A 26,185-nucleotide genomic window follows, 5' to 3' on the forward strand; every position below is an offset into this window, starting at 1 on the left:
GGCATATAGTGAATAACGAGTATCCATATAGCGCTGACGAGGTGCTACATAAAGCAAAATCTTACTTATCAACTGATGAATACCAATATGTTTTGAAAAGTTACCATATTGCTTATGAGGCGCATCAAGGTCAATTCCGTAAAAATGGATTGCCATATATTATGCATCCAATTCAAGTAGCCGGTATATTAACTGAAATGCGGTTAGATGGACCAACTATTGTAGCTGGTTTCCTACATGATGTTATTGAAGATACTGCTTACACGTTTGATGATGTTAAAGGTATGTTCAATGAAGAAATAGCGCGAATTGTAGATGGCGTAACAAAATTAAAAAAAGTTAAATATCGTTCCAAAGAAGAGCAACAAGCCGAAAATCATAGAAAATTATTTATTGCTATTGCTAAAGATGTGCGAGTTATCTTAGTGAAATTAGCTGATAGACTTCATAATATGAGAACGCTTAAAGCTATGGCGCGAGAAAAACAAGTACGTATTTCTAAAGAAACATTAGAGATTTATGCACCATTAGCACATAGATTAGGTATTAATACTATTAAATGGGAACTAGAAGATACTGCTTTAAGATATATAGATAGCGTTCAATATTTCCGTATAGTTAACTTAATGAAAAAGAAACGTAGTGAACGAGAAGCGTATATAGCTAATGCTATTGATAAAATACAAGCAGAAATGATAAATATGAATATTACTGGCGAGATTAATGGACGCCCGAAACATATATATAGTATTTATCGAAAAATGATGAAACAGAAAAAGCAATTTGATCAGATATTTGATTTATTAGCAATACGGGTAATAGTCAATTCAATTAACGACTGTTACGCTATCTTAGGATTAGTCCATACATTATGGAAGCCTATGCCAGGACGTTTTAAAGACTACATTGCAATGCCAAAACAAAATATGTATCAATCACTACATACGACTGTCGTAGGGCCGAACGGTGATCCTTTAGAAATTCAAATTAGAACCTATGAAATGCACGAAATAGCTGAACATGGTGTAGCTGCACATTGGGCATATAAGGAAGGTAAAACAGTTAACGAGAAGACGCAAGATTTTCAAAATAAACTTAATTGGCTCAAAGAATTAGCAGAAACTGATCATACTTCTTCGGATGCGCAAGAATTTATGGAATCTTTAAAATATGATTTACAAAGTGATAAGGTTTATGCATTTACACCTGCTAGCGATGTCATCGAATTACCATATGGTGCTGTACCTATTGATTTCGCCTATGCAATTCATAGTGAAGTTGGTAATAAAATGATCGGGGCGAAGGTTAATGGTAAAATCGTACCAATTGATTATGTACTTCAAACTGGGGATATTATTGAAATTCGTACGAGTAAGCATTCTTATGGTCCAAGTAGAGACTGGTTGAAAATTGTTAAGTCCTCGAGTGCAAAAAGTAAGGTGAAAAGCTTCTTCAAGAAACAAGATCGTTCTTCAAATATTGAAAAGGGTAAGTTTATGGTTGAAGCTGAAATTAAGGACCAAGGATTTAGAGTAGATGATATTCTAACTGAGAAGAATATTGAGGTCGTTAATGAAAAATATAATTTTGCAAATGAGGACGATTTATATGCTGCTGTAGGATTTGGTGGTGTAACAGCACTACAAGTTGTAAACAAATTGACTGAACGACAACGTATACAAGATAAACAAAAAGCATTAAACGAGGCTCAAGAGATTACGAAGTCACTTCCAATTAAAGAGGATATTATTACAGATAGTGGCGTCTATGTTGAAGGAATTGAGAATGTTTTAATTAAGCTATCTAAATGTTGTAATCCTATCCCTGGAGATGATATTGTAGGTTATATTACTAAGGGACATGGTATTAAAGTACACCGCACTGATTGTCCAAATATCGTAAATGAATCTGAACGCTTGATTGATGTTGAATGGGTAAAATCTAAAGATTCTACTCAACGTTACCAAGTAGATTTAGAAGTCAGTGCATATGATAGAAATGGCTTGCTTAATGAAGTCATTCAGGCAATCAATTCTACTGTAGGAAGCATAATTAACATTAACGGACGTTCAGATACAGATAAACATGCTATTATAACGATTAGCGTAATGGTTAAAAATGTAAATGACGTTTTTAGAGTTGTAGAAAAGCTTAAACAGTTAAGTGATGTATATACAGTATCCAGAGTATGGAATTAATAGAGGTGCTATAGAGATGAAGATAGTGGTACAAAGAGTTAAAAGAGCTTCAGTAACAAATGATCATATTCAGAATAAAATTAATAAGGGTTATTGTTTGTTAGTTGGGGTAGGTAAAGATTCTACTGAAGCGGATGTAGATGTATTAGCCAAAAAAATAGTTAACGCACGTTTATTTGAAGATGACAATGGCAAATTAAATTTAAATGTTCAACAAGTCGAAGGTGAAATTCTATCTATTTCTCAATTTACGCTCTATGCAGATGTTAAAAAAGGTAATAGACCTGGTTTTTCTAATTCAATGAATCCTGACGAAGCAAATGAGTTGTATGAGAAATTTAATACTGCATTAAGAGCGAATGGTATTGAAGTTAAAACAGGTGAATTTGGTACAGATATGGAAGTAGAAATTATAAATGATGGTCCTGTGACTATTATTTATGAAAGTCAGGATGGAAAGATTGTATGAGTAAAGTAGATGCATGGTTATTAAAACATGGTCTAAAGAACAGACTTACACTTTCTGTAGTTATTGCTTTTATATTATTTTTAATTATACTGTTTATGCTCATGAATCATAGCGATCAAGGTAGCAACCGAATTACTGTCTCGGAAAATGCAGAACTACGTACAGGTCCTAATGCAGCTTATCCAGTACTCTACCAAGTTGATAAAGGTGAAACGTTTACTAGACTAGGAAAGTCTGGTAAGTGGATTGAAGTAGAAAGTAGAGATGGTAAAGAAAAAGGGTGGATAGCAGGTTGGCATACAAGCTTAGATATTGAAGCGGATGCAAGTAAGAAAGAAAATCCTTTGAAGAATAAGGTCATTGTCCTAGATCCTGGGCACGGGGGCAATGACCAAGGTGCTTCAAGCAATACATCGAAAAAAAGTCTTGAAAAAAATTATACGCTAAAGACTGCGAAAGAATTAAAAAAAGCGTTAGAAAAAACGGGGGCTAAGGTAAAACTAACACGCTCTGATGATAGCTATGTTAGCTTAGAAGATAGAAAACAAGATGGCGACGCTTTTATAAGTATACATAACGATGCTCTTGATAGTCCAAATGCAAACGGGGCTACTGTCTATTGGTTTAAAGATAACCAAGAAACCTTAGCTGAAACATTGTCGGCTAGTATTGAGAAAAAGTCTTTACTTTCTAATAAAGGAGCAAGACAGGAAAATTTTCAAGTTCTAAGACAAACTAATAAACCAGCAGTATTGTTAGAACTAGGATATATTAGTAATCCAACCGATGAAGTAATGATAACGGATCAACTGCATCGACAAGTCGTTGAAGAAGCAGTAGTTGATGGTTTAAAACAATATTTTGCATCTTAAGTCTTGCAAACTTAATCTAAACTAGTTATCATTATTAATGAACTTTATAAATCATACCGTTAATATTCTTGAAAGTTTAAATGAAATAGGTAGAGAGACTGAGACATTAATCGTTTGTGCGCTGGGAAACCGATAAACGGTGTCCCAAAAGCAGGATTCTCGGCAGCTACCGTCACGATTTGACAAAATTTGGGAGCGGGACAGAAATCTAACTTAATTTCAAAGATTTCGTCGTCCCGCCCCGGCAAGGTTGACTAGAAATGAAGAAAGTCAGGCTGGACGCATCTTCATCTTAGTCAACTATTGCCTAATCACATAGATTAGAAGATAATAGTTTTTGCTCATCGTTCGGTTCTGCTCAAATCCTAAACACTTTTGTCCCAACCTCACGTAGAGATATAATCCATGGCTGAAAGATTATACTGAGTAGTTTAAAACTTTTAACACAAGAAGAGGTGCTTTAATAAATAAGCCGGTTTACGTACGTTAAGCGTTTGAGTGGGGATTAAGATATATTCTTAATCTCAATTAGGGTGGCAACACGGCATTCCGTCCCTTATATAGTTATTGGGCTATATAAGGGGCTTTTTTTATTAAAGAAGATTTAAAATAGATGTGTAAAATTATTAAAGGAGTGATTACGTGATTAGAATACCTAGAGGTACGCAAGATATCTTACCTGAAGATTCAAGTAAATGGCGCTATATTGAAAATAAATTAAATGAATTAATGAAACTTTATAATTATAAAGAAATACGTACACCTATTTTTGAAAGTACAGATTTATTTGCACGTGGTGTGGGAGACTCAACAGACGTAGTGCAAAAAGAAATGTATACGTTTAAAGATAAAGGTGATAGAAGCCTAACATTAAGACCAGAAGGTACGGCTGCGGTAGTTCGCTCTTACATTGAAAATAAAATGCAAGGTTATCCAAATCAACCGATTAAACTTTACTATAATGGACCAATGTTTAGATATGAACGTAAACAAAAAGGACGTTTTCGTCAATTCAATCAGTTTGGTATAGAAGCCATAGGTGCAGAAAATCCTAGTATCGATGCTGAAGTGCTAGCTATGGTTATGCACATTTATGAATCATTTGGCTTAAAACATTTAAAATTAGTAATTAATAGTATTGGCGATGCGAATTCACGCAAGGAATATAACGAGGCATTAGTGAAGCATTTTGAGCCTGTGATAGATACTTTCTGTGAAGATTGTCAATCACGTTTGCATACAAATCCGATGCGTATACTTGATTGTAAGATTGATCGTGATAAAGAAGCTGTAAAAAACGCTCCACGTATAACTGACTATTTAAATGAATCATCTAAAGCGTATTACGAAGAAGTTAAATCGTATTTGACTGATTTAGGGGTGGATTATGTCGAAGATCCTAACTTAGTACGTGGGCTAGACTATTACACTCATACAGCTTTTGAAGTGATGATGGATAACCCTAATTATGATGGTGCAATTACAACCTTATGTGGTGGTGGCCGTTATAATGGTTTATTAGAACTTTTAGATGGGCCGAGTCAAACTGGTATTGGATTTGCGTTAAGTATTGAAAGACTATTACTTGCGCTTGAAGAAGAAGGTATTGAATTAGATATTGAAGAAGATTTTGACTTATTTATAGTTACTATGGGTGATGAAGCTGAACGCTATAGTGTTAAACTTTTAAATCACCTTAGAAAAAATGGCGTTAAAGCCGATAAAGATTATTTAAAACGTAAAATTAAAGGTCAGATGAAACAAGCTGATCGTTTAAATGCTAAATATACTATTGTTATTGGAGATCAAGAATTAGAGAACAATGAAATTGATATTAAAAATATGGCAACAGGTGAGTCAGAAAAAGTTAAATTAGATGAACTTGTACAATATTTTAAAAAATAAAGGAGAATTCAAATGAGTAAACGTACAACATATTGTGGTTTAGTTACTGAAGAATTACTAAATCAAAAAGTAACATTAAAAGGTTGGGTGCATAATCGACGTGATTTAGGCGGCCTCATCTTCGTAGACTTACGTGATAGAGAAGGTATTGTTCAAGTAGTATTTAATCCTGATTTTTCTGCAGAAGCTTTAAGTGTCGCTGAAACAGTACGTTCTGAGTATGTGATTGAAGTTGAAGGAACAGTAACTAAACGTGATGAAGAAACAGTTAACCCTAAGATTAAAACTGGTCAAGTTGAAGTTCAAGTTTCAAATATTAATATTATTAATAAATCTGAAACGCCACCATTTTCAATTAATGAGGAAAATCAAAACGTCGACGAAAATATTCGCTTGAAATATCGTTACTTAGATCTTAGACGTACTGAATTAGCACAAACATTTAAAATGAGACATCAAACAACTAAATCTATCCGTAACTATCTTGATAATAATGGTTTCTTTGATATTGAAACACCAGTATTAACTAAATCTACACCAGAAGGCGCACGTGACTATCTAGTACCTTCACGTGTTCATGAAGGTGAGTTTTACGCACTACCTCAATCACCACAATTATTTAAACAATTATTAATGATTAGTGGTTTTGACAAATATTATCAAATTGTTAAATGTTTCAGAGATGAAGATTTACGTGCTGACCGTCAACCTGAATTCACTCAAGTCGATATTGAAATGAGTTTCGTTGATCAAGAAGACGTTATTCAAATGGGAGAAGAAATGTTACGCCAAGTCGTTAAAGATGTAAAAGGCGTTGACATAGAAGACACATTCCCACGTATGACTTATGAAGAAGCGATGAGACGTTATGGTTCTGACAAACCTGATACACGTTTTGGAATGGAATTAATTGATGTATCTCAATTAGGTAAAGAGATGGACTTTAAAGTCTTTAAAGATACTGTACAAAATAACGGGCAAGTTAAAGCTATTGTTGCTGAAGGAGCATCTGATAACTACACTCGTAAAGATATGGATGCTTTAACAGAATTTGTTAATATTTATGGCGCTAAAGGTCTAGCTTGGGTTAAAGTTGTTGAAGAAGGATTAAGCGGTCCAATTGCTCGATTCTTCGAAAACCAAAATGTTGAAACGTTAAAAGAACTAACTGGAGCTAAGCCAGGAGACTTAGTCATGTTTGTAGCAGACAAACCGAATGTTGTTGCTCAAAGTTTAGGAGCTTTACGTATTAAAATTGCAAGAGAATTAGGTTTAATTGACGAAAATAAATTAAACTTCTTATGGGTCACAGATTGGCCATTACTTGAGTATGATGAAGATGCTAAACGCTATGTTGCAGCACACCATCCATTTACATCACCAAAACAAGAAGATATCTCTAAATTAGACTCAGAACCTGAGAATGTTCAAGCTAATGCTTATGATATTGTATTAAATGGTTATGAACTTGGAGGAGGTTCTATAAGAATTTCAAATAGCGAGCTTCAAGAAAAAATGTTCGAAGTTTTAGGTTTCACAAAAGAACAAGCTAGAGAACAATTTGGTTTCTTATTAGATGCCTTCAAATACGGTGCACCTCCACATGGTGGTATAGCCTTAGGATTAGACCGTTTGGTTATGCTATTGACTAATCGTACCAACCTTAGAGATACAATTGCCTTTCCTAAAACAGCATCAGCTACTTGTTTATTAACTGATGCACCAGGAGAAGTATCTGATAAACAATTAGAGGAATTATCACTACGTATTCGTCATTAATTGCTAAAAAATTATGAGTTAATTAAAGTAAATATTATTAAGCGACACCTTATAAGTTAGTTTAAAGACTACTCATAAGGTGTTTTTTTATTGAAGAAGAATAGTAACAAAAAAATCTATAATTTGATAAACTATAAAAATATTATGTCAACTTATTATAGTTAAGTATTTATCTTAATAAACGTTTCTATTCAAGTCATTAGGATTTTAATTATAGAGTTATTGTGCTATTATGATTATATAAGATAGTCATCTGTATTGTTCGTATGTTTGCTTTTTATTTGGGCCTAACACTTTTTGATCAGGGAGCCCAATAGGTTTTCTTGCAGCGCAAACGCCTCAATGGAGGACTTGCAAAACAAGAAACAGGGCACCCACCTGTATATAGCAGGCCGAATGATCAAGCTATTTATAACTACGGCAATTACGGACTCTATCGGTACGCAAGGCTTTACTGTCTTGCGTATTTTTATACACTTTTTTAGAATATAAAAGTCACTGAGTTGTTTATAAAAAGGAGTTTACAATGAAACATCAATTTTCAAGAAATGAATTAGCATATGGTCAAGAGGGTCTAGACTTATTAAAAGGTAAAACAGTCGCAGTATTAGGTGTTGGTGGTGTAGGGTCATTTGCGGCTGAAGCCCTAGCTCGTACTAATATTGGACATATTATCTTAATTGATAAAGATGATGTAGATATTACAAATGTAAATCGACAAATACATGCTTTAACAACGACGATTGGGCAAAGCAAGGTTACTTTAATGGAAGAGCGAATTAAATTGATTAACCCTGACTGTAAAGTTACGCCGTTACATATGTTTTATACTGAAGAAACTTACGAAGATTTATTTAATAATTACAATATCGATTATTTTATTGATGCTAGCGATACAATTATATATAAAGTTCATTTAATGAAAGAATGTTTAGAGCGGGGTATTAAGGTGATTTCAAGTATGGGCGCTGCTAATAAAACTGATCCTACACGATTTAAGATTGCTGATATTTCGCAAACATTTATGGATCCGATGGCTAAAATAATTCGTAATCGTTTGAAAAGACAAGGTATTAAAAAAGGTGTGCCTGTGGTTTTCTCTGACGAAAGCCCGATAGTTATACGCGAGGATGTCAAGGCAACAGTAGGGGATGCTAATGCTATTAATCGTAAGGGGCAAATACCTCCGTCATCAAATGCCTTTGTGCCAAGTACAGTAGGATTAATATGTGCTAGTTATGTAGTAAATGATATTTTGAAAGATATTCCGGTTAAACGTATAAAAGATAAAGGTAATAAATAAAATTTAAGACTATGATGAGTTAAACAATAAATAATGAAGCACAAACCTAATATAAATTAAGGGTTGGTAATCCATATTTAACTTGTAACTCTATCATAGTCTTTTTTACTTTTTATTTCTCAAATTATCGTATACCATTTTAAATTGTTGTTCACTTTTAGAAGTCGTTTTTGGTTCATAATATTTTTTATTTTTTATGTTATTAGGTAAGTACTGTTGCACTACATGGCCATTTTCATAATCATGAGGATATTTGTAACCAATTGCTCTTCCTAATTCTTTCGCCCCAGCATAATGACCGTCTCTTAAGTGATCCGGAATTTGTCCAACTTTTCCCTTACGAATATCGCTAAGTGCAGCGTCAATTGCTTTAATAGCTGAATTAGATTTTGGAGATAAACAAAGCTCAATTACAGCTTGGCTTAGTGGAATACGTGCTTCAGGAAATCCTAAGCGTTCTGCAGATTGAATGGCCGCTAAAGTTCTTTGGCCAGCGCTAGGGGAAGCTAATCCTATATCCTCATAACTTATAACTAATAAACGCCTTACAATTGTTGGTAAATCTCCGGCTTCAATCAGACGAGCTAAATAGTGTAACGCAGCGTTTACATCACTACCTCGAATTGACTTTTGAAAAGCACTCATCACATCATAATGCATATCTCCGTCTTTATCACTAACAAAAGCGCCTTTTTGAAGACAATCTTTTGCATCTTCTATTGTCACGTGTCTTGTATTATTAATAACTTCAGCACTTAAAACAGCTAATTCTAAAGCATTTAATGCGCTACGAACATCACCATTACTTTGTGTAGAGAAATATGCTAATGCTTCTTCATCTACTTTTGGATGATAAGTTTTTAAGCCACGCTGCTCATCTTCTAATGCTCTGTTTAATGCGAGAAGTACGTCGTTATCATTTAAAGAATAAAGTTCAAAAATTTGGGCTCTAGATCGAATAGCTGGATTGATTGCGTGATATGGATTCGAAGTAGTTGCGCCAATCAAAACAATTTTACCGTTTTCTAAATGAGGTAATAGAAAATCTTGTTTAGCTTTATCTAATCTATGAATTTCATCTAACAATAAAATGATTTGACCAGACATTTTAGCTTCTTCGACTACCATTTGCATATCTTTTTTAGTATTTGTTACTGCGTTTAATTGTCTAAATTTATATTCAGTACTACCTGATATAGCTTTTGCTATACTTGTTTTACCAATTCCAGGAGGACCAAAAAAAATCATTGAAGATAATTTCTTAGTTTCAACCATTCGTCTAATAATACCTTTAGGACCTACCAAATGTTGTTGTGATATAATTTCATCTATATTTGTAGGTCGCATTCTAGAAGCCAAAGGTTCAGTTGTCACGTTATTCACACCTTTCTATTACTATCTTAACTGAAAAAATGATAGAATGGGAATATATATTATTCGAATTAAGTGAGGTTATGTTATGAAAATATCAACGAAAGGGAGATATGGGTTAACTTTAATGATTTCCCTAGCTAAAAGGGAAGGACAAGGGTGTGTCTCATTAAAGTCAATCGCTGAGGAAAATAAGTTAAGTGACTTATACCTCGAACAATTAGTTGGCCCTTTAAGAAATGCAGGTTTAATTCGAAGTGTTCGTGGTGCTAAAGGTGGCTACCAACTTAGAGTACCCGCTGATGAAATTACTGCTGGTGATATAATTCGCTTATTAGAGGGTCCTATTACAATTGTCGAAAGTATTGAATCAGAACCACCGGCTCAAAAGCAACTTTGGTTACGTATGAGAGACGCGGTTAGAGAAGTTTTAGATAATACAACATTAAAATATTTAGCTGAATATGTAGAAACTGATAACCAATTAGATGGATACATGTTCTATATTTAAACTTTTTTAATTAAATATGTTTATTCATTTTTGTTAGTGGTATTTAATTAATACATCACAACGATACAATATGTAGATTATTTCGTATCGTATATTTGTCAATACTTATTCAATATATTATAAGCTTAAATTTGAAAGGAGAATTTCATTATGGGATTCATGGATAAAGCTAAAGATGCAGCAGAAAAATTCAAAAATAGCGATAATGAGCAAGTAGACAAAGCTAAAGATAAAATTAATGAATACACTGGCGGTAACGACAGTGATAACAAAGATGATAAAAAAGACGATAAATAATTAATATTTTTTAAGAGTGATGAGATTCTCATCACTCTTTTTTTATGATAGAAATGAAATTAATTTCGAAACTTCTTATATCCTAATTATTAATACGTTGAATAACATTTTTTAATCGTTTGAAAGAATCGACTTGTTGAGCTTTATCATAAATATAGCTAATCCCCATTAATTCATCAATTTCTCCATATTCTTCAATGAAGTTTTCTATCTTTTGTTTTACTGTTTCTTCAGAACCAATTAAAGAATTACGCTCTCTTTGTTTTGCCATTTCATATTCTCGTGGAGTTAATAGGTTTTCAAGATTATCAGTAGGTGGCTGCACGGGCTGCATTTTGCCGCGTGTAATACTTGTAAATACTTGAGCAAGGGTGCTTGCTAAACGTTCAGCCTCCTTATCTGTTTCAGCTACAATCGTATTTAAGCATACAATCATATAAGGTTGATCTAGTACATCTGAAGGTTCAAATAATTCTTTATATATTTGAATAGCTTCCTTCATTTGTTGAGGCGCAAAGTGTCCAGCAAAGACATAAGGTAAACCTTTACGTGCAGCTAAATGAGCAGAATCTGTTGAAGATCCTAATATATATAAAGGGACATTCTTGTTTACTGCAGGATAAGCGCGTACATATGCTTGTTTATTTTCTGGTCCAAAGTAAGTTTGCAATTGCTCAACTTCTTCAGGAAACTCATAAACGCCGTTATGCTGATCACGTCTCAACGCACTAGCTGTCATCATATCAGTTCCGGGTGCTCTACCTAATCCTAGATTAACTCTATTTGGGAAAAGAGTTTCCATTGTGCCAAATTGCTCAGCAACAACTAGTGGTGCATGGTTAGGTAACATAATCCCCCCGGAACCTACTTTTATTTTCTGAGTATGTTCTAACGTATGTTGGATAAGTAGGGCAGTTGCTGAACTCACTAGATTTGGTGCATTATGATGCTCTGCTATCCAATAACGTTCATATTCTAATTCATCTAATTGTTGTGCAAGTTCTACCATATCATCAATTGCATCTTTATCATTTTGGCCTTCCCTAATAGGAACTAAATTTAGAGCTGATAATTTTATATTCGACATTTTCAACCTCTCCTTTATTATTACTAATGCCCAGTGTAACAAGATATAAAATTAACAGTTATTAAACTGCTCAAACGGGATTTTGTTATTATTTTCAAAAAAGTGAATATGTAAAAAATGTTAATTAAGATGAGGTGTAAGTGTTAGAATATAAGATGAGTATGAAGTAATTAATTTATAAACACTAATGTAGAAAATTTGTTAGTCAGGTGCTATTATAGGAACATTGATAAAAATATGAGGAGTGTACTAAAGAATGGAAGTATATGCAGATTATGCTGCTACTACACCGGTTAAACCTGAAGTTGTAGAATCGATGATGACTATATATCAATCACATTATGGTAATCCATCATCAATTCATTCAATTGGACGAGACGCACGTCGCTATTTAGATGAATCAAGAAGAAAAGTAGCTAATTTATTAGGTGCTAAGCCTAGTGAAGTAATCTTTACGAGTGGTGCTACGGAATCAAATAATACAGCAATTAAGGGCTTAGTTTATGCAAATGAACATCTTGGTAACCACATCATTACAACTAAAATTGAGCATCACTCAGTATTACATGTATTCGAACAACTAGAAAAAGAGGGATATGACGTTACTTATCTAGATGTAGATGATACAGGTAAAGTAGACTTAGACCAACTTAAAGAAGTATTAACAGATGATACGATTTTAGTTTCCATTATGTTTGTTAATAATGAGATTGGTACAGTTGAGCCAATGTACGATATTGAAGATATTGTAGCTGATTCAAATGCATTATTACATGTTGATGCTGTCCAAGCGATTGGTCATTTGGATGTAAAATTCGAAGACTTTAAAATTGATACAATGAGTCTTACTGCACATAAGTTTGGTGGCCCTAAAGGAGTAGGAGTACTTTTAGTTAAAGATCAAACGCCTATTGAATTTTCTCAATTGGGTGGTGAACAAGAAACTAAGCGTCGTGCAGGAACGGAAAACTTAGCACAAATCGTTGGTTTGACTAAAGCTTTAACACTTGCAGACGAACAGAGAGATGCTAATAATATTCACTTAATGCAATTAAAAGAATTATTTATAGTTAGTTTACAAGAGCGTGCGATTCCTTTTGAGGTCAACGGTTCAATGGTTGAAACCACTGGTCATATACTTAATTTATATTTTCCATTTATTGATGTTGAAACAATGTTAACATTATTAGATTTATCAAATATATATGTTTCATCAGGGTCAGCCTGTACTGCTGGTTCAACCACTCCATCACACGTTCTAGCTGCTATGTATGAAGATGAAGAACGTGCAAAACATTCAGTACGTTTCAGTTTCAATGAACAAACTACAGAACATGAAATTAAATATATCGTAGCCGAAATTCATAAAATATATCATAAATTTAAGGAGGAATAAACTTGTCTAATAAAGATATACGAGTTGTTGTAGGTATGTCTGGTGGCGTAGATAGTTCGGTAACAGCACACATATTAAAAGAACAAGGATACGACGTTATAGGTATCTTCATGAAGAATTGGGATGATACTGATGAAAACGGAGTGTGTACGGCTACTGAAGATTATAACGATGTAATCGCTGTATGTAACCAAATTGGTATACCATATTACGCTGTCAACTTTGAACAAGAATACTGGGATAAGGTATTTACCTATTTCCTAGATGAATATAAAAAAGGACGTACGCCAAATCCAGACGTGATGTGTAATAAAGAAATTAAATTCAAAGCATTCTTGGAGCACGCACTTAAATTAGGTGCTGATTATGTTGCTACAGGGCATTACGCTAGAATTCGTCGTCATGAAGACGGCCATGTAGAAATGTTACGTGGCGTAGATAATAATAAGGATCAAACTTATTTCTTAAATCAATTATCACAAGATCAATTATCTAAAGTAATGTTCCCAATTGGAGATATTGAGAAGAAAGAAGTCCGTAAAATTGCTGAAGAACAAGATTTAGCGACCGCTAAAAAGAAAGATTCTACAGGGATTTGTTTTATAGGTGAACGTAATTTCAAAACATTTTTATCTCAATATTTACCGGCTCAGTCTGGGGATATGAGAACGCTTGAAGGTAAAAAAATGGGCACACATGGTGGCTTAATGTATTACACAATTGGTCAACGTCACGGATTAGGTATCGGTGGCGATGGAGACCCATGGTTTGTAGTAGGAAAAAATCTGCAAGATAATATTCTATATGTTGAACAAGGCTTTCATCATGACGCTTTATACAGTGATTATCTCATTGCTTCAGACTTTAGTTTTGTAAACCCAGTTGACTTAGAAAAAGGTTTCTCTTGTACTGCTAAATTTAGATATCGTCAAAAAGATACAAAAGTATTTGTTCAACGTGAAGATGATAACTCAATTCGTGTAACCTTTGATGAACCCGTACGTGCCATCACGCCTGGACAAGCAGTCGTATTTTATGACGGTGAAGTTTGCTTAGGTGGCGCCACAATTGATGATGTGTTTAAAATTTCTGGTCAATTAAGTTATGTTGTTTAATTAGTGCATTGTGGGTGTGAAAAAAGTCTAAAAGATGACTTAACTTTAGTTTTGTCAAAAGTTGGCTGAAATGAAATGACAAAACTATACTTTTATCATTTTCAGTCAACTCTGTAAGGGTGGAACAACGAAATCTTTAATATTATATTAGATTTCAGGTCCACTCCTTTTTTTACTAATTATTAAGTCTATTAAGAAGGGAAGAATAGTAGAATGACTGAACAAGAGACGATTTATCAATGGATTAAAGATGGAGAACTTGAGAAAGCGCTTAAAGCTTTGTTTAATAATATTGAAAATGATCCAGAAACAATTGAAAACTATATTAATGCTGGTATCGTTTTAGCGGATGCAGGGGAAATTGAAAAAGCTGAACGTTTTTTTCAACGCGCACTTACTATAGATGACAAAAATGGTGCAGTTTATTATAATTTAGCTAACTTATATTATGATCAAGGTAGATATCGAGAAGCAATTAAACTTTACCAAAGTGCATCTAAATATGAGATGGATCAAGTAGATACTAATTATATGATTGGCATGTCATTTAACCAACTAGATGCACCTAAAGAAGCGTTGCCTTTTTTAATGACGGCAGCTGAACGAGATCAATCAACAGATGCTGAAGTTCAATTTCAATATGGCTTAGTTCTCTGTCATTTAGAAATGTTTGAACAAGCTATTAAACAATTAAATGTTGTATTAGATATAGATTCTAAACATGTAGATGCTCTATATAATCTTGGTTTAGCTACATACATGCATTCAGAAGATATTGATTCAGCTATTGCTTATTTTGATAAGGCAATAGAAATAGATTCTGGTCATCTATTAAGTCAGCATGCTAAAGCAACATTTGAAGCATTAAAAAACGAGGAGTCTTAATATGTCAAACCCTACACTTTTTGATTATTCAATGATTAAAGGAACAGTAGATACGATATTATTTCAGAATAATGATAACTTTTATACTGTTCTTAAAGTAGATACAATTGAAACAAATGAATCATTCGATAACTTGCCAACGGTGGTAGGGTTTTTTCCTAATATAGTAGAGGGCGACGTATATACGTTTAAAGGACAACTCGTGGAACACCCACGTTACGGTAAACAACTTAAAGCAGATACGTTTGAAAAAGAATTACCACAAACTAAAGACGCCATTGTGAGCTATTTATCAAGTGACCTTTTCAAAGGAATAGGTAAAAAAACGGCACAAAATATTGTTAATACAATCGGAGAAAATGCTATAAACGATATATTAAATGATGCTTCAGTATTAGCGAATGTGCCTAGTTTATCTAAGAAAAAGCAGAAACAAATAGCTGAACAAGTGAGCGCCAATCAAGAATCAGAAAAGATAATGATTAGATTGCATGATTTAGGATTTGGACCTAAACTTTCGATGGCAATTTATCAATTTTATCAATCTGAAACCTTACATGTTTTAGAAAAAAATCCTTATCAGCTTGTATATGATGTTAAGGGAATTGGTTTTCAAAAAGCTGATAATTTAGCTCGTAATAGCGGAGTGAAATTTAATGATACAGAGCGCTTAAAAGCTGGTCTATTATATACACTAGAAGAGGAATGTATCAAGCAAGGGCATACATACTTAACTTATAATCACATCATTGAAGTTACTAAAGAGATATTAAGTAATGAACAAGGTGAAGAAGTAATTGAAGCGCCCCAACTTGAAAGAGTAATACAATTATTATCAGAAGAGAATAAACTGATATCTGATAATGATCGTGTCGCTATACCTAGTCTCTATTATTCAGAATTAAAAAGCGTTCAGAACTTATATCGTATCAAAACATTTAAAAATAAATTCAAACAAATTGAACAATCTGATTTGCAAATCCATATTGGAAGTATTGAAGAGACTAATGGTGTATCTTATGCGCCTTCTCAAAAAGAAGCCTTACAAACTGCAATCAATTCTAAAATTATGCTATTAACTGGCGGTCCTGGTACAGGTAAAACAACTGTTATTAAAGGAATAGTGGAACTATATGCGGAAATACATGGCTTATCTTTAGATTATTCTGATTATCAAGATGATGAATATCCTGTGGTCTTGGCTGCCCCAACAGGCCGCGCATCTAAACGATTACAAGAATCAACGGGTTTAGAGGCTATGACGATTCATCGTCTAATAGGTTGGAATCAGGAAACACAACCCGATGATATTTTAGATAATGAAATTAAGGCTAAATTAATTATTATTGATGAGATGTCGATGGTGGATACATGGTTATTTCATCAATTCTTAAGTGCAGTACCTTTGGATGCTCAAATTATCCTTGTAGGAGATGAAGATCAACTGCCTTCTGTAGGACCAGGACAGATTTTTAAAGATTTGATTGAATCTCAAGTATTACCTAGGGTTAATTTAACTGAAGTGTACCGTCAACAAGATGGCTCAAGTATTATCGACTTAGCGCATCGGATGAAGCATGGTGAAACTATAGATATCACTCAACGTTATCATGATAGAAGCTTTATTAACTGTTCAGTAGATCAAATTCCCACCGTTGTTGAAAAGGTCGTCGCCAGTGCTGTAAATAAAGGTTACGATATGAGTGATATCCAAGTTTTAGCACCTATGTATAAAGGTAGTGCAGGTATTAAACGACTTAATCAAGTATTACAAAATATATTAAATCCCAAAGAAGATGATACTAGAGAAATTGAGTTTGGCGATATAAGATTTCGCAAGGGCGATAAAGTACTACAATTAGTTAATAGACCTAATGACAATATATTTAATGGAGATATTGGTATTATAGTTGGTATCTTTTGGGCAAAGGAAAACGCACTCAATAAGGATGTAGTTATCGTAGACTTTGAAGGCAATGAAATTACTTTTACACGTCAAGATTTATTGGAATTAACTCATGCCTATTGTACATCTATCCATAAGTCTCAAGGGTCAGAATTTCCTATAGTCATTATGCCTATTGTTAAACAATATTTCCGTATGCTTCAACGACCTATCCTTTATACAGGGCTTACACGAGCTAAACAATCATTAGTTTTATTAGGAGATCCAAGAGCATTTGACATAGGACTGAATACACAAGGTCAAGAACGTCATACACAATTACGTGAGTTCATACTGGCATACTTTAAAAACGAGTCAAATCAAGAACAATCATCTACTGACCAAAGGACTAATATCTCTAATGAATTAGCAAACGACGAAGACGCTCATAACAGAGATAATATAGTTTTGAGTGAAACTACTATTTATCGAATCGATCCAATGATAAATATGGGAGACGTGTCCCCATATGATTTCGTTGAACGTTGACATTTAGGAAGAAAATACTTAAAATAAATTTAAATTCGCATGAAGACGAGTAGACGATACTTACCATTTTAGAGATGTACTGGTTGGTGTGAAGTACAATGTAAATCGTTGAACGCTACTTTATGTTATTTGAATATAGTAATTAAGTGATAAGAGGATGACATTTAAATTTGATGCTTGATAACAAGATTTTTAAATGTAACATAAACTCTTATAACTAGGGTGGTACCGCGAGAACGTTCGTCCCTTTATAGGATGAACGTTCTTTATTTTGTTTAAGGTTAAATAATAACGACTTAGGAGTGAATGAAAATGAAAAATCTAAAAGCAAGCGAAATTCGTCAAAAATATATTGATTTTTTTGTAGAAAAAGGGCATATGATTGAACCGTCAGCGCCACTCGTACCTATTGATGATGATTCATTACTATGGATTAATTCAGGAGTTGCTACATTAAAAAAATATTTTGATGGTCGTGAAACACCTAGAAAACCAAGAATAGTAAACTCACAAAAAGCAATAAGAACTAATGATATTGAGAACGTTGGATTTACTGCACGACATCATACATTTTTTGAAATGTTAGGAAATTTCTCAATCGGAGATTACTTCAAGAAAGAAGCTATTCATTTTGCGTGGGAATTCTTAACAAGCGATAAATGGATGGGAATGGAACCTGAAAAATTATACGTTACAATCCATCCTGAAGATACTGAGGCCTATCGTATATGGAACGAAGAAATTGGTTTAGAAGAAAGTCGTATTATTAGAATCGAAGGTAACTTTTGGGATATTGGCGAAGGACCTTCTGGACCAAATACAGAAATATTCTATGATCGTGGTACAGAATACGGCCAAGAAGATCCAGCAGAAGAAATGTATCCAGGCGGAGAAAACGAAAGGTACTTGGAAGTATGGAATTTAGTATTTAGCGAATTTAACCATAATAAAGATAATACGTATACACCACTTCCAAATAAAAATATTGATACCGGTATGGGCTTAGAGCGCATGGCATCAATTGCGCAAAATGTCCGCACTAATTATGAAACAGACTTATTTATGCCAATTATTCATGAAGTTGAAAATGTTTCAGGCAAAACTTATCTAAAAGTTGACGAGCATGACGTAGCATTCAAAGTTATTGCAGACCATATTAGAACAATTGCATTCGCTATAGCAGATGGAGCTTTACCTGCAAATGAAGGACGTGGATATGTACTCCGTAGATTATTACGTCGAGCTGTGAGATTTAGTCAAACACTCGATATCAACGAACCATTTATGTATAAATTAGTTGATATTGTAGCAGACATTATGGAACCTTATTATCCAAATGTTAAAGAAAAAGCCGATTTTATTAAACGTGTAATTAAATCTGAAGAAGAACGTTTCCATGAAACTCTTCAAGAAGGTTTAACTATTTTAAATAATTTAATAGCTAAAGCTAAAGAAAGTAATTATGAAATTAATGGTTCAGATGCATTTAAATTATACGACACATATGGTTTCCCAATTGAATTAACTGAAGAACTCGCTAGTCAAGAAGACATCACTGTTGACATGGCTGTATTTGAATCAGAAATGCAACAACAACGTAATAGAGCAAGAGAGGCACGTCAAAGTTCTCAATCTATGCAAATTCAAAGCGAAGTGCTTAAAAATATTAATACAGAAAGCACGTTTGTAGGATACGAAACAACTGATTATCAAACAACATTAACCGATTTGATTTATAACGGTGAGGCTGTTGATTCAATTGATGCTGGAGAGACAGTTTACTTTATTCTTAAAGAGACACCTTTTTATGCAATGAGTGGGGGGCAAGTTGCGGATAAAGGTATTGTTGGCAATGAAAATTTTAAAATTGAAGTTCAAGAAGTAACTAAAGCACCTAATGGACAAAACTTACATCAAGGTGTTGTTCAATTTGGACAAGTGAAAGTGAATAGTGAAGTAGATGCTAGCGTCAACAGAGATGAGCGTAAAGATATTCAAAAAAATCACAGTGCTACCCATTTATTACATGCTGCACTAAAAGAAGTTCTTGGGGAACATGTTAATCAAGCAGGGTCATTAGTTGAAAGTGAACGTCTACGATTTGACTTTTCTCATTTTGGACCAATGACTCAAGAAGAGGTAAATCAAGTAGAACGACGTGTTAATGAAGAAATTTGGAGAGGCATTTCTGTGCACATCCAAGAAATGCCAATCGATGAAGCTAAGCAACTTGGTGCTATGGCATTATTCGGTGAAAAATATGGCGATATTGTACGCGTAGTCAATATGGCACCATTTTCAATAGAACTATGTGGTGGTATCCATGTCGATAACACTGCTGAAATTGGTCTCTTTAAAATCGTTAGCGAGTCAGGCACCGGTGCAGGGGTAAGACGTATCGAAGCGTTAACTGGTAAATCTGCATTTTTATATCTTGAAGATATTCAAACTAAATTTAATTCAATTAAAGAACAAGTTAAAGTAAAAACAGATAATCAAGTGTTTGATAAAGTAGTTCAACTTCAAGAAGACGAGAAAGCACTCAACAAACAATTAGAACAACGTAACAAAGAAATTACTTCACTTAAAATGGGAAATATTGAAGAACAAATTGAAGTTATCAATAACTTTAAAGTACTTGCTACAGAAGTAGAAGTATCTAACCCTAAAGAAATTAGACAAGTAATGGATGATTTTAAATCTAAACAACAAGATGCTATTATTATCTTAGCTAGTGATGTCGGTGGTAAAGTATCACTTATTGCATCAGTGCCTAAAACGCTAACTGAGCACCTTAAAGCTGGAGATATAATTAAAAATATGGCACCAATTGTAGGTGGTAAAGGTGGTGGTCGCCCTGATATGGCTCAGGGTGGTGGAACTAAACCTGAAAATATCTCAGAATCATTACGCTTTATTAAAGATTATATTAAAAAACTATAACTTTATAATCAACTAGTGTAAAATCAGTATATGTAAGATAATTCGTTTTAGAGGAGTGTCGCAGCTATGGATAATATTGATAAAACTATGAAGTTTGATTATGGAGAAATTCCAAAAGAAAATGTCGAATCAGTATTAAATAATGTACATCGAACTTTAGAAGAACGCGGTTATAATGCAGTCAACCAAATAGTTGGTTATCTGTTATCGGGCGACCCTGCCTATATTCCACGTCAGAACGATGCACGTAATCAAATTCGTCATATCGATCGCGACGTTATTATGGAAGAACTTGTTTCAAACTACTTAAAAGAGAACAAGAAATAGCTTATGCTCACACATAAAATTTTAGGTTTAGATGTTGGAAGTAAAACGGTTGGCATAGCTATAAGTGATTTGATGGGTTGGACTGCCCAAGGACTAGACACTCTAAGAATTGATGAGAAAAATAATGAATTCGGTATTGATAAGCTTGTAAAGGTTATTAAAGAAAACAATGTAGGTACAGTAGTAATCGGCTTACCGAAAAATATGAATAATTCTGTTGGATTTCGTGGAGAAGCTTCGTTACACTATAAAGAGCTACTTCAAGAAGCATTACCAAATATAGAGATTGTTATGTGGGATGAACGCTTGAGTACTATGGCTGCTGAACGATCATTATTAGAAGCAGATGTTTCTAGACAAAAAAGAAAAAAAGTAATTGATAAAATGGCTGCAGTTTTTATACTTCAAGGCTATTTAGATTCTATCTAAAAGGAGATTTAAATTATGACTGAACATACCCATAATGTAGATTTAAATGTTAGTAATGAAGAAGAATTATTAACTTTATTCGATGAGAACGATAATGAAGTGTTATACCGTAAAATGTTAGAGTTTTACCACCCGGAATTTAAAAAAGAATATGTTATTTTAGCAGAAGAAGGCGCTCAATCAGACGATGACGAAATGATTGAACTTATTCCAATGATTAATGAACCTGATGAATCAGGTGATGGTGGTAAATTAGTCCCAATCGAAACTGATGAAGAGTGGGATATGATTGAAGAAGTTGTAAATACAAATATGGAAGAATAGTTAAATAGAAATCTCAAGCAGTCTGAACATATAATGTTTCAGGCTGCTTTGTTATTTTATTTGGTTTTTAAGCAATCTACTATGATTCAAAATAAATTATAAAATTAGTTACGTACTAAAGTATTGAAAGAAGACAGAATAGGGGGTTGACAATCTAGCTTAATTTATTTAATCTTACTTAAATTTAAGTCAAAACTATGGTAAAATACTTTAAGTAAATTTTTATAGGTATATATAAATAGTTAAGAATACAGATTAGTCATTAAATAAGGATAGGCATATCTAATTTCTATGCCATAAAAGATTATCGATAGCGCAAGATAAACGAATGTCTACGCCTTAACATGTAAAGATAAATCAGGTTCAATGAACTGGTTTATTTTTTAATGTCATTTTGCATTTTAAAAGGAAGTAAAATAATGGAAGCAAATCAAAAATATTTACTTGAAATACATAAAAAAATTAACAATAATATTGAAGAATTAAGATCATATGCCGAAGAAAATGCAGTTCCAATAGTAGATAGACTATCGCTAGAAATGATTAAGCAATTAATCAGAATTCATAAAGCTACTAATATTTTAGAGATTGGCACAGCTATAGGCTATAGTTCTATGCATTTTGCTTCAATCTCACCAACAATCAATGTTACTACAATCGAACGTGATGATAACATGATTAATCAAGCAAAGCTTAATTTTAAAAATTATGGTTATAACAATCAAATCACCTTATTAGAAGGCGATGCTTTTGAGCAGTTAGAAAAGGTTAATAATAAAACATACGATATAATATTCATTGATGCTGCAAAGGCACAATCTAAAAAGTTTTTTGAATACTTTACTCCTTTTTTAAGAAAGGGAGGCCTAGTAATTACAGATAATGTACTTTATCACGGATTCGTCTCTGATATTGACATTGTTCGTTCTCGTAATGTAAAACAAATGGTAAAAAAAGTACAAAAGTTCAACACTTGGCTTATTGATCAAGAAAATTATCAAACTAATTTTTTAAATATGGATGATGGACTAGCCATTTCTATAAAAGGAGAATAATAATGACTGAACTACTTGTTACTCCTAAGTCTTTAGCTCATATGGAAACACTTATAGATATCGGCGCAGATGCGTTTGTTATTGGAGAACAAAAATTTGGGTTGAGATTAGCTGGAGAATTTAAACGTGATGATATTAAAAAAGCTGTTTCATTAGCTCATGAAAATAATAAAAAGCTTTATGTAGCGGTAAATGGAATTTTTCATAATTATCATTTAAATGCATTAGAAGATTATATTAATTACTTACATGAATTAGAAGTAGATCGTATTATTTTTGGTGATCCTGCTGTAGTCATGTATGTTAAAAACCAAGAAAACCCTATCCCTTTAAACTGGGATGCTGAGACTATAGTAACAAACTATTTTCAGTGTAATTATTGGGGAAAAAAAGGCGCTAAAAGAGCTGTTTTAGCTCGCGAATTAAACTTGGATGAAATTATTAGTATTAAAGAAAAAGCTAATGTTGAAATTGAAGTGCAAGTTCATGGAATGACATGCATGTTCCAATCTAAAAGACTGTTATTAGGAAATTATTATACATTTCAAGATAGACAAATGAAGATTCAACGTGCCAACAGTGATCATGAACTACTTCTATATGATGAAGAACGAGAGAATAAATATCCAGTCTTTGAGGATTACAATGGGACACATATTATGTCGCCTAACGATATATGTCTTATCGAAGAGTTAGAGCCGTTATTCCAAGCGAATATTGATTCTTTTAAAATAGATGGCGTTTTACAAAGTGAAGAATATATTAATGTTGTTACTCGTCAATATAGAGAAGCTATCGATTTATATAATGAAGATCCAGAAACTTATGAAGATGAAAAGTTTATGTTAGTAGATCCAATTGAAGAAATTCAACCCGAGCATCGCCCATTTGACGAAGGGTTCTTATACAAACAAACAGTTTACTAAAAGGAGGCGCTAAAGTGAAAACTTTAACTGAAATCAATTCAAAACCTAAAAATAAAGTTAAAAAGCCTGAATTATTGGCGCCTGCTGGTAATTTAGAAAAGTTAAAAATTGCTGTACATTACGGAGCTGACGCCGTATTTCTAGGAGGACAAGAATACGGTTTGCGTTCAAACGCTGATAATTTCACTATGGAAGAAATTAGAGAAGGGGTTGAATTTGCAAATAAATATAATGCGAAAATCTATGTAACGACTAATATTATTGCACATGATGAGAACGTTGATGGTTTAGAAAATTACTTGCGAAACTTAGAAGCTACTGGAGCTTCAGGTATAATAGTAGCCGATCCTCTAATTATTGAAACTTGTAAACAAGTAGCACCTAAGTTAGAAATTCATCTATCTACTCAACAATCTTTATCCAATTATAAAGCTGTGGAATACTGGAAAGAAGAAGGTTTAAATCGCGTTGTTTTAGCGCGTGAAACAGGTGCAATGGAAATGAAAGAAATGAAAGAAAATGTGGATATCGAAATTGAAGCGTTTATTCATGGAGCAATGTGTATTGCTTATTCAGGACGTTGTACATTAAGTAATCATATGACGGCTCGCGATTCAAATAGAGGCGGTTGTTGCCAAAGTTGCCGTTGGGACTATGATTTGTTGTCAGTCGACCAAGATGGAGAACTCGATTTATATTATCAAGAAGATGAGGTTGTTCCTTTCGCAATGAGTCCTAAAGATTTAAAATTAATAGAATCCATACCTCAGATGATGGACATTGGTATCGATTCTTTAAAAATAGAAGGACGTATGAAGTCTATACATTATATTGCTACTGTAGTTTCTGTATACAGAAAAGTAATAGACGCCTATGCAGAGGACCCTGAAAACTTCAAAATTAAACCAGAGTGGTTAATTGAATTAGATAAGTGCGCGAATAGAGACACTGCTCCGGCATTTTTCGAAGGAACACCTGGTTATGAAGAGCAAATGTTTGGAAGTCAACAAAGTAAAAAATCACCATATGATTTTTGTGGTTTAGTATTAGATTATGATGCATCTACAAAGATTGCAACAATTCAGCAAAGAAATCATTTTAAACCCGGGCAAGAGATTGAATTCTTCGGACCTGAAATTGAAAGCTTTAAGCAAGTGGTTGATGTAATCTATGACGAAGAGGGGAACCGTTTAGATGCTGCAAGACACCCACTTCAGATTGTGCAAATCAAAGTTGAACATCCAATTTATCCTAATAATATGATGAGAAAGGAAATCGGATAATGGCGAAGACAACAATAATTGGTATTGCTGGTGGCTCAGGTTCTGGTAAAACCACAGTTACAAATGAAATTATGAAAAATTTAGAAGGCTATAGCGTTGCTTTATTAGCACAAGATTATTATTATAAAGATCAATCACACCTTACATTTGAAGAACGTTTAGAAACAAATTATGACCATCCATTTGCCTTTGATAATGATCTTTTAATCGATAATTTACGTGACTTAGTAAACGGTCAGGCAGTTGAAGTGCCTACTTATGATTTTACTAATCATACAAGAAGCGATGAAACGATTGCATTTGAACCTAAAGATGTTATTATCGTAGAAGGTATATTTACTTTAGAAAATAAAACATTACGTGATATGATGGATGTTAAAATATATGTTGATACTGATGCAGATTTGAGAATCTTAAGACGTCTAGTTCGAGATACTAAAGAACGGGGTCGTTCAATGGAATCTGTTATTAATCAATATCTGAATGTTGTTAAACCGATGCATAATCAATTTATTGAACCTACAAAAAAATATGCTGATATTATTATTCCAGAAGGTGGAAGTAATAAGGTTGCAATTGATATAATGACAACTAAAATTCAAACGCTTGTTAGCAAGCATTAATCCATATGTAAGTGATTCGTTTTATTTCATATTTAAATTGAAAAATATTACTGATAAAGGAAGATGACATAATGGAAAACCAAAAACAATATCCAATGACTCAAGAAGGTTATGAGCAGTTAGAACAAGAATTAGAAGAACTAAAAACTGTTAAACGTCCAGAAGTAGTTGAAAAAATTAAGGTCGCTCGTTCATTCGGTGACTTATCAGAGAACTCTGAGTACGATGCTGCTAAAGATGAACAAGGTTTTATTGAACAAGATATTCAACGTATCGAGCATATGTTAAGATATGCACTAATTATTGAAGATACTGGTGATAATAACGTTGTTCAAATTGGTAAAACAGTTACATTTGTTGAATTACCTGGTGATGAAGAAGAAAGCTACCAAATTGTTGGTTCTGCTGAATCTGATGCTTTTAAAGGTAAAATTTCAAACGAATCACCTATGGCTAAAGCATTAATAGGTAAAAGCTTAAAAGATGAAGTCCGCGTACCACTTCCAAATGGTGGCGAAATTAATGTAAAAATAGTTGATATTAAATAAAATATATACCACTTCAATCGCTAAATACTTTTAAATTAGCAATTGAAGTGGTTTTTTAATAATATTTTTTGTAAATGTAAAAAGATTTATTTAGGTTATATTTAC

23 protein-coding genes, 1 other RNA gene and 1 other annotated feature are annotated in these 26,185 nt (G+C 33.3%); of the genes, 22 read left to right on the forward strand and 2 right to left on the reverse strand.

The genetic code is table 11. The annotated features are described in order from the left end of the window. Positions 1-8: 8 nt before the first annotated feature. From CD147_RS06335 to CD147_RS06365, 7 genes are all read left to right on the forward strand, one after another. Positions 9-2,198 (forward strand): RelA/SpoT family protein, encoded by a 2,190-nt coding sequence (locus CD147_RS06335; RefSeq protein ID WP_103166579.1) that lies wholly within the window; start codon positions 9-11, stop codon positions 2,196-2,198. Positions 2,199-2,214: 16 nt separating this feature from the next. After that, positions 2,215-2,667 (forward strand): D-aminoacyl-tRNA deacylase, encoded by a 453-nt coding sequence (dtd, locus tag CD147_RS06340; protein WP_103166580.1) that lies wholly within the window; start codon positions 2,215-2,217, stop codon positions 2,665-2,667. Continuing rightward, a complete protein-coding gene (locus CD147_RS06345) occupies positions 2,664-3,539 on the forward strand; it encodes an N-acetylmuramoyl-L-alanine amidase family protein (protein WP_103166581.1) in 876 nt (291 codons plus the stop codon). Before dtd ends, CD147_RS06345 begins: the two co-directional genes overlap by 4 nt. 642 nt (positions 3,540-4,181) lie before the next feature. After that, positions 4,182-5,444 (forward strand): histidine--tRNA ligase, encoded by a 1,263-nt coding sequence (hisS, locus tag CD147_RS06350; RefSeq protein ID WP_103166582.1) that lies wholly within the window; start codon positions 4,182-4,184, stop codon positions 5,442-5,444. A 12-nt stretch (positions 5,445-5,456) separates the two neighbouring features. Then, positions 5,457-7,223 (forward strand): aspartate--tRNA ligase, encoded by a 1,767-nt coding sequence (gene aspS, locus CD147_RS06355; RefSeq protein WP_103166583.1) that lies wholly within the window; start codon positions 5,457-5,459, stop codon positions 7,221-7,223. A 247-nt stretch (positions 7,224-7,470) separates the two neighbouring features. Then, positions 7,471-7,660, forward strand: a non-coding RNA gene (ssrS, locus tag CD147_RS06360) — 6S RNA. Positions 7,661-7,749: 89 nt separating this feature from the next. Continuing rightward, positions 7,750-8,526, forward strand: coding sequence for a tRNA threonylcarbamoyladenosine dehydratase (locus CD147_RS06365; RefSeq protein ID WP_103166584.1), 777 nt, complete (start codon positions 7,750-7,752; stop codon positions 8,524-8,526). Positions 8,527-8,631: 105 nt separating this feature from the next. On the opposite strand, the gene CD147_RS06370 is transcribed toward CD147_RS06365, so the two are convergent. Then, positions 8,632-9,900, reverse strand: coding sequence for a replication-associated recombination protein A (locus CD147_RS06370; protein ID WP_167409745.1), 1,269 nt, complete (start codon positions 9,898-9,900; stop codon positions 8,632-8,634). 85 nt (positions 9,901-9,985) lie between these two features. Here CD147_RS06370 and cymR point away from each other — a divergent pair, with 85 nt between their 5' ends. Continuing rightward, entirely contained in the window at positions 9,986-10,408 is a 423-nt protein-coding gene (gene cymR / locus CD147_RS06375) for a cysteine metabolism transcriptional regulator CymR (RefSeq protein ID WP_103166586.1), read from the forward strand. A gap of 150 nt (positions 10,409-10,558) precedes the next feature. Next, entirely contained in the window at positions 10,559-10,705 is a 147-nt protein-coding gene (locus CD147_RS12090; protein WP_167409746.1) for an SAS049 family protein, read from the forward strand. 82 nt (positions 10,706-10,787) lie between these two features. On the opposite strand, the gene CD147_RS06380 is transcribed toward CD147_RS12090, so the two are convergent. After that, positions 10,788-11,792 carry an LLM class flavin-dependent oxidoreductase gene (locus CD147_RS06380; protein ID WP_103166587.1) on the reverse strand — a complete coding sequence of 335 codons (1,005 nt, stop codon included), beginning with the start codon at positions 11,790-11,792 and terminating at the stop codon, positions 10,788-10,790. Between the two features lie 256 nt (positions 11,793-12,048). Between CD147_RS06380 and CD147_RS06385 the strand changes: the two genes are divergently transcribed. The 13 genes from CD147_RS06385 (at position 12,049) to greA (ending at position 26,080) form a co-directional block, all read left to right on the forward strand. Next, positions 12,049-13,188, forward strand: coding sequence for a cysteine desulfurase family protein (locus tag CD147_RS06385; RefSeq protein WP_103166588.1), 1,140 nt, complete (start codon positions 12,049-12,051; stop codon positions 13,186-13,188). A gap of 2 nt (positions 13,189-13,190) precedes the next feature. Then, entirely contained in the window at positions 13,191-14,303 is a 1,113-nt protein-coding gene (gene mnmA, locus CD147_RS06390) for a tRNA 2-thiouridine(34) synthase MnmA (protein WP_103166589.1), read from the forward strand. A gap of 213 nt (positions 14,304-14,516) precedes the next feature. Then, positions 14,517-15,188 carry a tetratricopeptide repeat protein gene (locus CD147_RS06395; protein ID WP_103166590.1) on the forward strand — a complete coding sequence of 224 codons (672 nt, stop codon included), beginning with the start codon at positions 14,517-14,519 and terminating at the stop codon, positions 15,186-15,188. Position 15,189: 1 nt separating this feature from the next. Beyond that, positions 15,190-17,622, forward strand: coding sequence for an SF1B family DNA helicase RecD2 (gene recD2 / locus CD147_RS06400; RefSeq protein WP_103166591.1), 2,433 nt, complete (start codon positions 15,190-15,192; stop codon positions 17,620-17,622). A 33-nt stretch (positions 17,623-17,655) separates the two neighbouring features. Continuing rightward, positions 17,656-17,873 (forward strand) — a binding site (T-box leader). Positions 17,874-17,934: 61 nt separating this feature from the next. Next, positions 17,935-20,565, forward strand: coding sequence for an alanine--tRNA ligase (alaS, locus tag CD147_RS06405; RefSeq protein ID WP_103166592.1), 2,631 nt, complete (start codon positions 17,935-17,937; stop codon positions 20,563-20,565). Positions 20,566-20,631: 66 nt separating this feature from the next. Then, positions 20,632-20,892, forward strand: coding sequence for an IreB family regulatory phosphoprotein (locus CD147_RS06410; protein ID WP_103166593.1), 261 nt, complete (start codon positions 20,632-20,634; stop codon positions 20,890-20,892). Positions 20,893-20,895: 3 nt separating this feature from the next. Next, complete coding sequence (gene ruvX, locus CD147_RS06415) at positions 20,896-21,321, forward strand: Holliday junction resolvase RuvX (protein ID WP_103166594.1); 426 nt, start codon at positions 20,896-20,898, stop codon at positions 21,319-21,321. Between the two features lie 15 nt (positions 21,322-21,336). Continuing rightward, the gene (locus tag CD147_RS06420) at positions 21,337-21,645 is read left to right on the forward strand and encodes a DUF1292 domain-containing protein (protein ID WP_103166595.1); all 309 of its coding nucleotides are present in this window, start codon (positions 21,337-21,339) and stop codon (positions 21,643-21,645) included. 419 nt (positions 21,646-22,064) lie between these two features. After that, positions 22,065-22,700 (forward strand): O-methyltransferase, encoded by a 636-nt coding sequence (locus CD147_RS06425; protein ID WP_103166596.1) that lies wholly within the window; start codon positions 22,065-22,067, stop codon positions 22,698-22,700. A 2-nt stretch (positions 22,701-22,702) separates the two neighbouring features. Continuing rightward, positions 22,703-23,626, forward strand: a complete 924-nt coding sequence (locus tag CD147_RS06430) for a peptidase U32 family protein (RefSeq protein WP_103166597.1) — start codon at positions 22,703-22,705, stop codon at positions 23,624-23,626. Between the two features lie 14 nt (positions 23,627-23,640). Further along, positions 23,641-24,909 (forward strand): peptidase U32 family protein, encoded by a 1,269-nt coding sequence (locus CD147_RS06435; protein WP_103166598.1) that lies wholly within the window; start codon positions 23,641-23,643, stop codon positions 24,907-24,909. Beyond that, complete coding sequence (udk, locus tag CD147_RS06440; protein WP_103166599.1) at positions 24,909-25,532, forward strand: uridine kinase; 624 nt, start codon at positions 24,909-24,911, stop codon at positions 25,530-25,532. The genes CD147_RS06435 and udk overlap by 1 nt, the downstream gene beginning before the upstream one ends. Before the next feature lie 71 nt (positions 25,533-25,603). Continuing rightward, the gene (greA, locus tag CD147_RS06445; protein WP_103166600.1) at positions 25,604-26,080 is read left to right on the forward strand and encodes a transcription elongation factor GreA; all 477 of its coding nucleotides are present in this window, start codon (positions 25,604-25,606) and stop codon (positions 26,078-26,080) included. The last annotated feature ends 105 nt before the right edge of the window (positions 26,081-26,185 follow it).

This window comes from Staphylococcus devriesei, assembly GCF_002902625.1.
Lineage (GTDB): Bacteria > Bacillota > Bacilli > Staphylococcales > Staphylococcaceae > Staphylococcus > Staphylococcus devriesei.

Bases quoted from the DNA above. Each gene is read 5' to 3' on its own strand.
- CD147_RS12090 (WP_167409746.1), top strand. From the start codon at position 10,559: ATGGGATTCATGGATAAAGCTAAAGATGCAGCAGAAAAATTCAAAAAT.
- ruvX (WP_103166594.1), top strand. From the start codon at position 20,896: ATGCTCACACATAAAATTTTAGGTTTAGATGTTGGAAGTAAAACGGTT.
- CD147_RS06365 (WP_103166584.1), top strand. From the start codon at position 7,750: ATGAAACATCAATTTTCAAGAAATGAATTAGCATATGGTCAAGAGGGT.
- CD147_RS06345 (WP_103166581.1), top strand. From the start codon at position 2,664: ATGAGTAAAGTAGATGCATGGTTATTAAAACATGGTCTAAAGAACAGA.
- CD147_RS06395 (WP_103166590.1), top strand. From the start codon at position 14,517: ATGACTGAACAAGAGACGATTTATCAATGGATTAAAGATGGAGAACTT.
- cymR (WP_103166586.1), top strand. From the start codon at position 9,986: ATGAAAATATCAACGAAAGGGAGATATGGGTTAACTTTAATGATTTCC.
- greA (WP_103166600.1), top strand. From the start codon at position 25,604: ATGGAAAACCAAAAACAATATCCAATGACTCAAGAAGGTTATGAGCAG.
- CD147_RS06380 (WP_103166587.1), bottom strand. From the start codon at position 11,792: ATGTCGAATATAAAATTATCAGCTCTAAATTTAGTTCCTATTAGGGAA.
- recD2 (WP_103166591.1), top strand. From the start codon at position 15,190: ATGTCAAACCCTACACTTTTTGATTATTCAATGATTAAAGGAACAGTA.
- CD147_RS06430 (WP_103166597.1), top strand. From the start codon at position 22,703: ATGACTGAACTACTTGTTACTCCTAAGTCTTTAGCTCATATGGAAACA.
- CD147_RS06425 (WP_103166596.1), top strand. From the start codon at position 22,065: ATGGAAGCAAATCAAAAATATTTACTTGAAATACATAAAAAAATTAAC.
- CD147_RS06410 (WP_103166593.1), top strand. From the start codon at position 20,632: ATGGATAATATTGATAAAACTATGAAGTTTGATTATGGAGAAATTCCA.
- aspS (WP_103166583.1), top strand. From the start codon at position 5,457: ATGAGTAAACGTACAACATATTGTGGTTTAGTTACTGAAGAATTACTA.
- CD147_RS06385 (WP_103166588.1), top strand. From the start codon at position 12,049: ATGGAAGTATATGCAGATTATGCTGCTACTACACCGGTTAAACCTGAA.
- dtd (WP_103166580.1), top strand. From the start codon at position 2,215: ATGAAGATAGTGGTACAAAGAGTTAAAAGAGCTTCAGTAACAAATGAT.
- udk (WP_103166599.1), top strand. From the start codon at position 24,909: ATGGCGAAGACAACAATAATTGGTATTGCTGGTGGCTCAGGTTCTGGT.
- alaS (WP_103166592.1), top strand. From the start codon at position 17,935: ATGAAAAATCTAAAAGCAAGCGAAATTCGTCAAAAATATATTGATTTT.
- CD147_RS06420 (WP_103166595.1), top strand. From the start codon at position 21,337: ATGACTGAACATACCCATAATGTAGATTTAAATGTTAGTAATGAAGAA.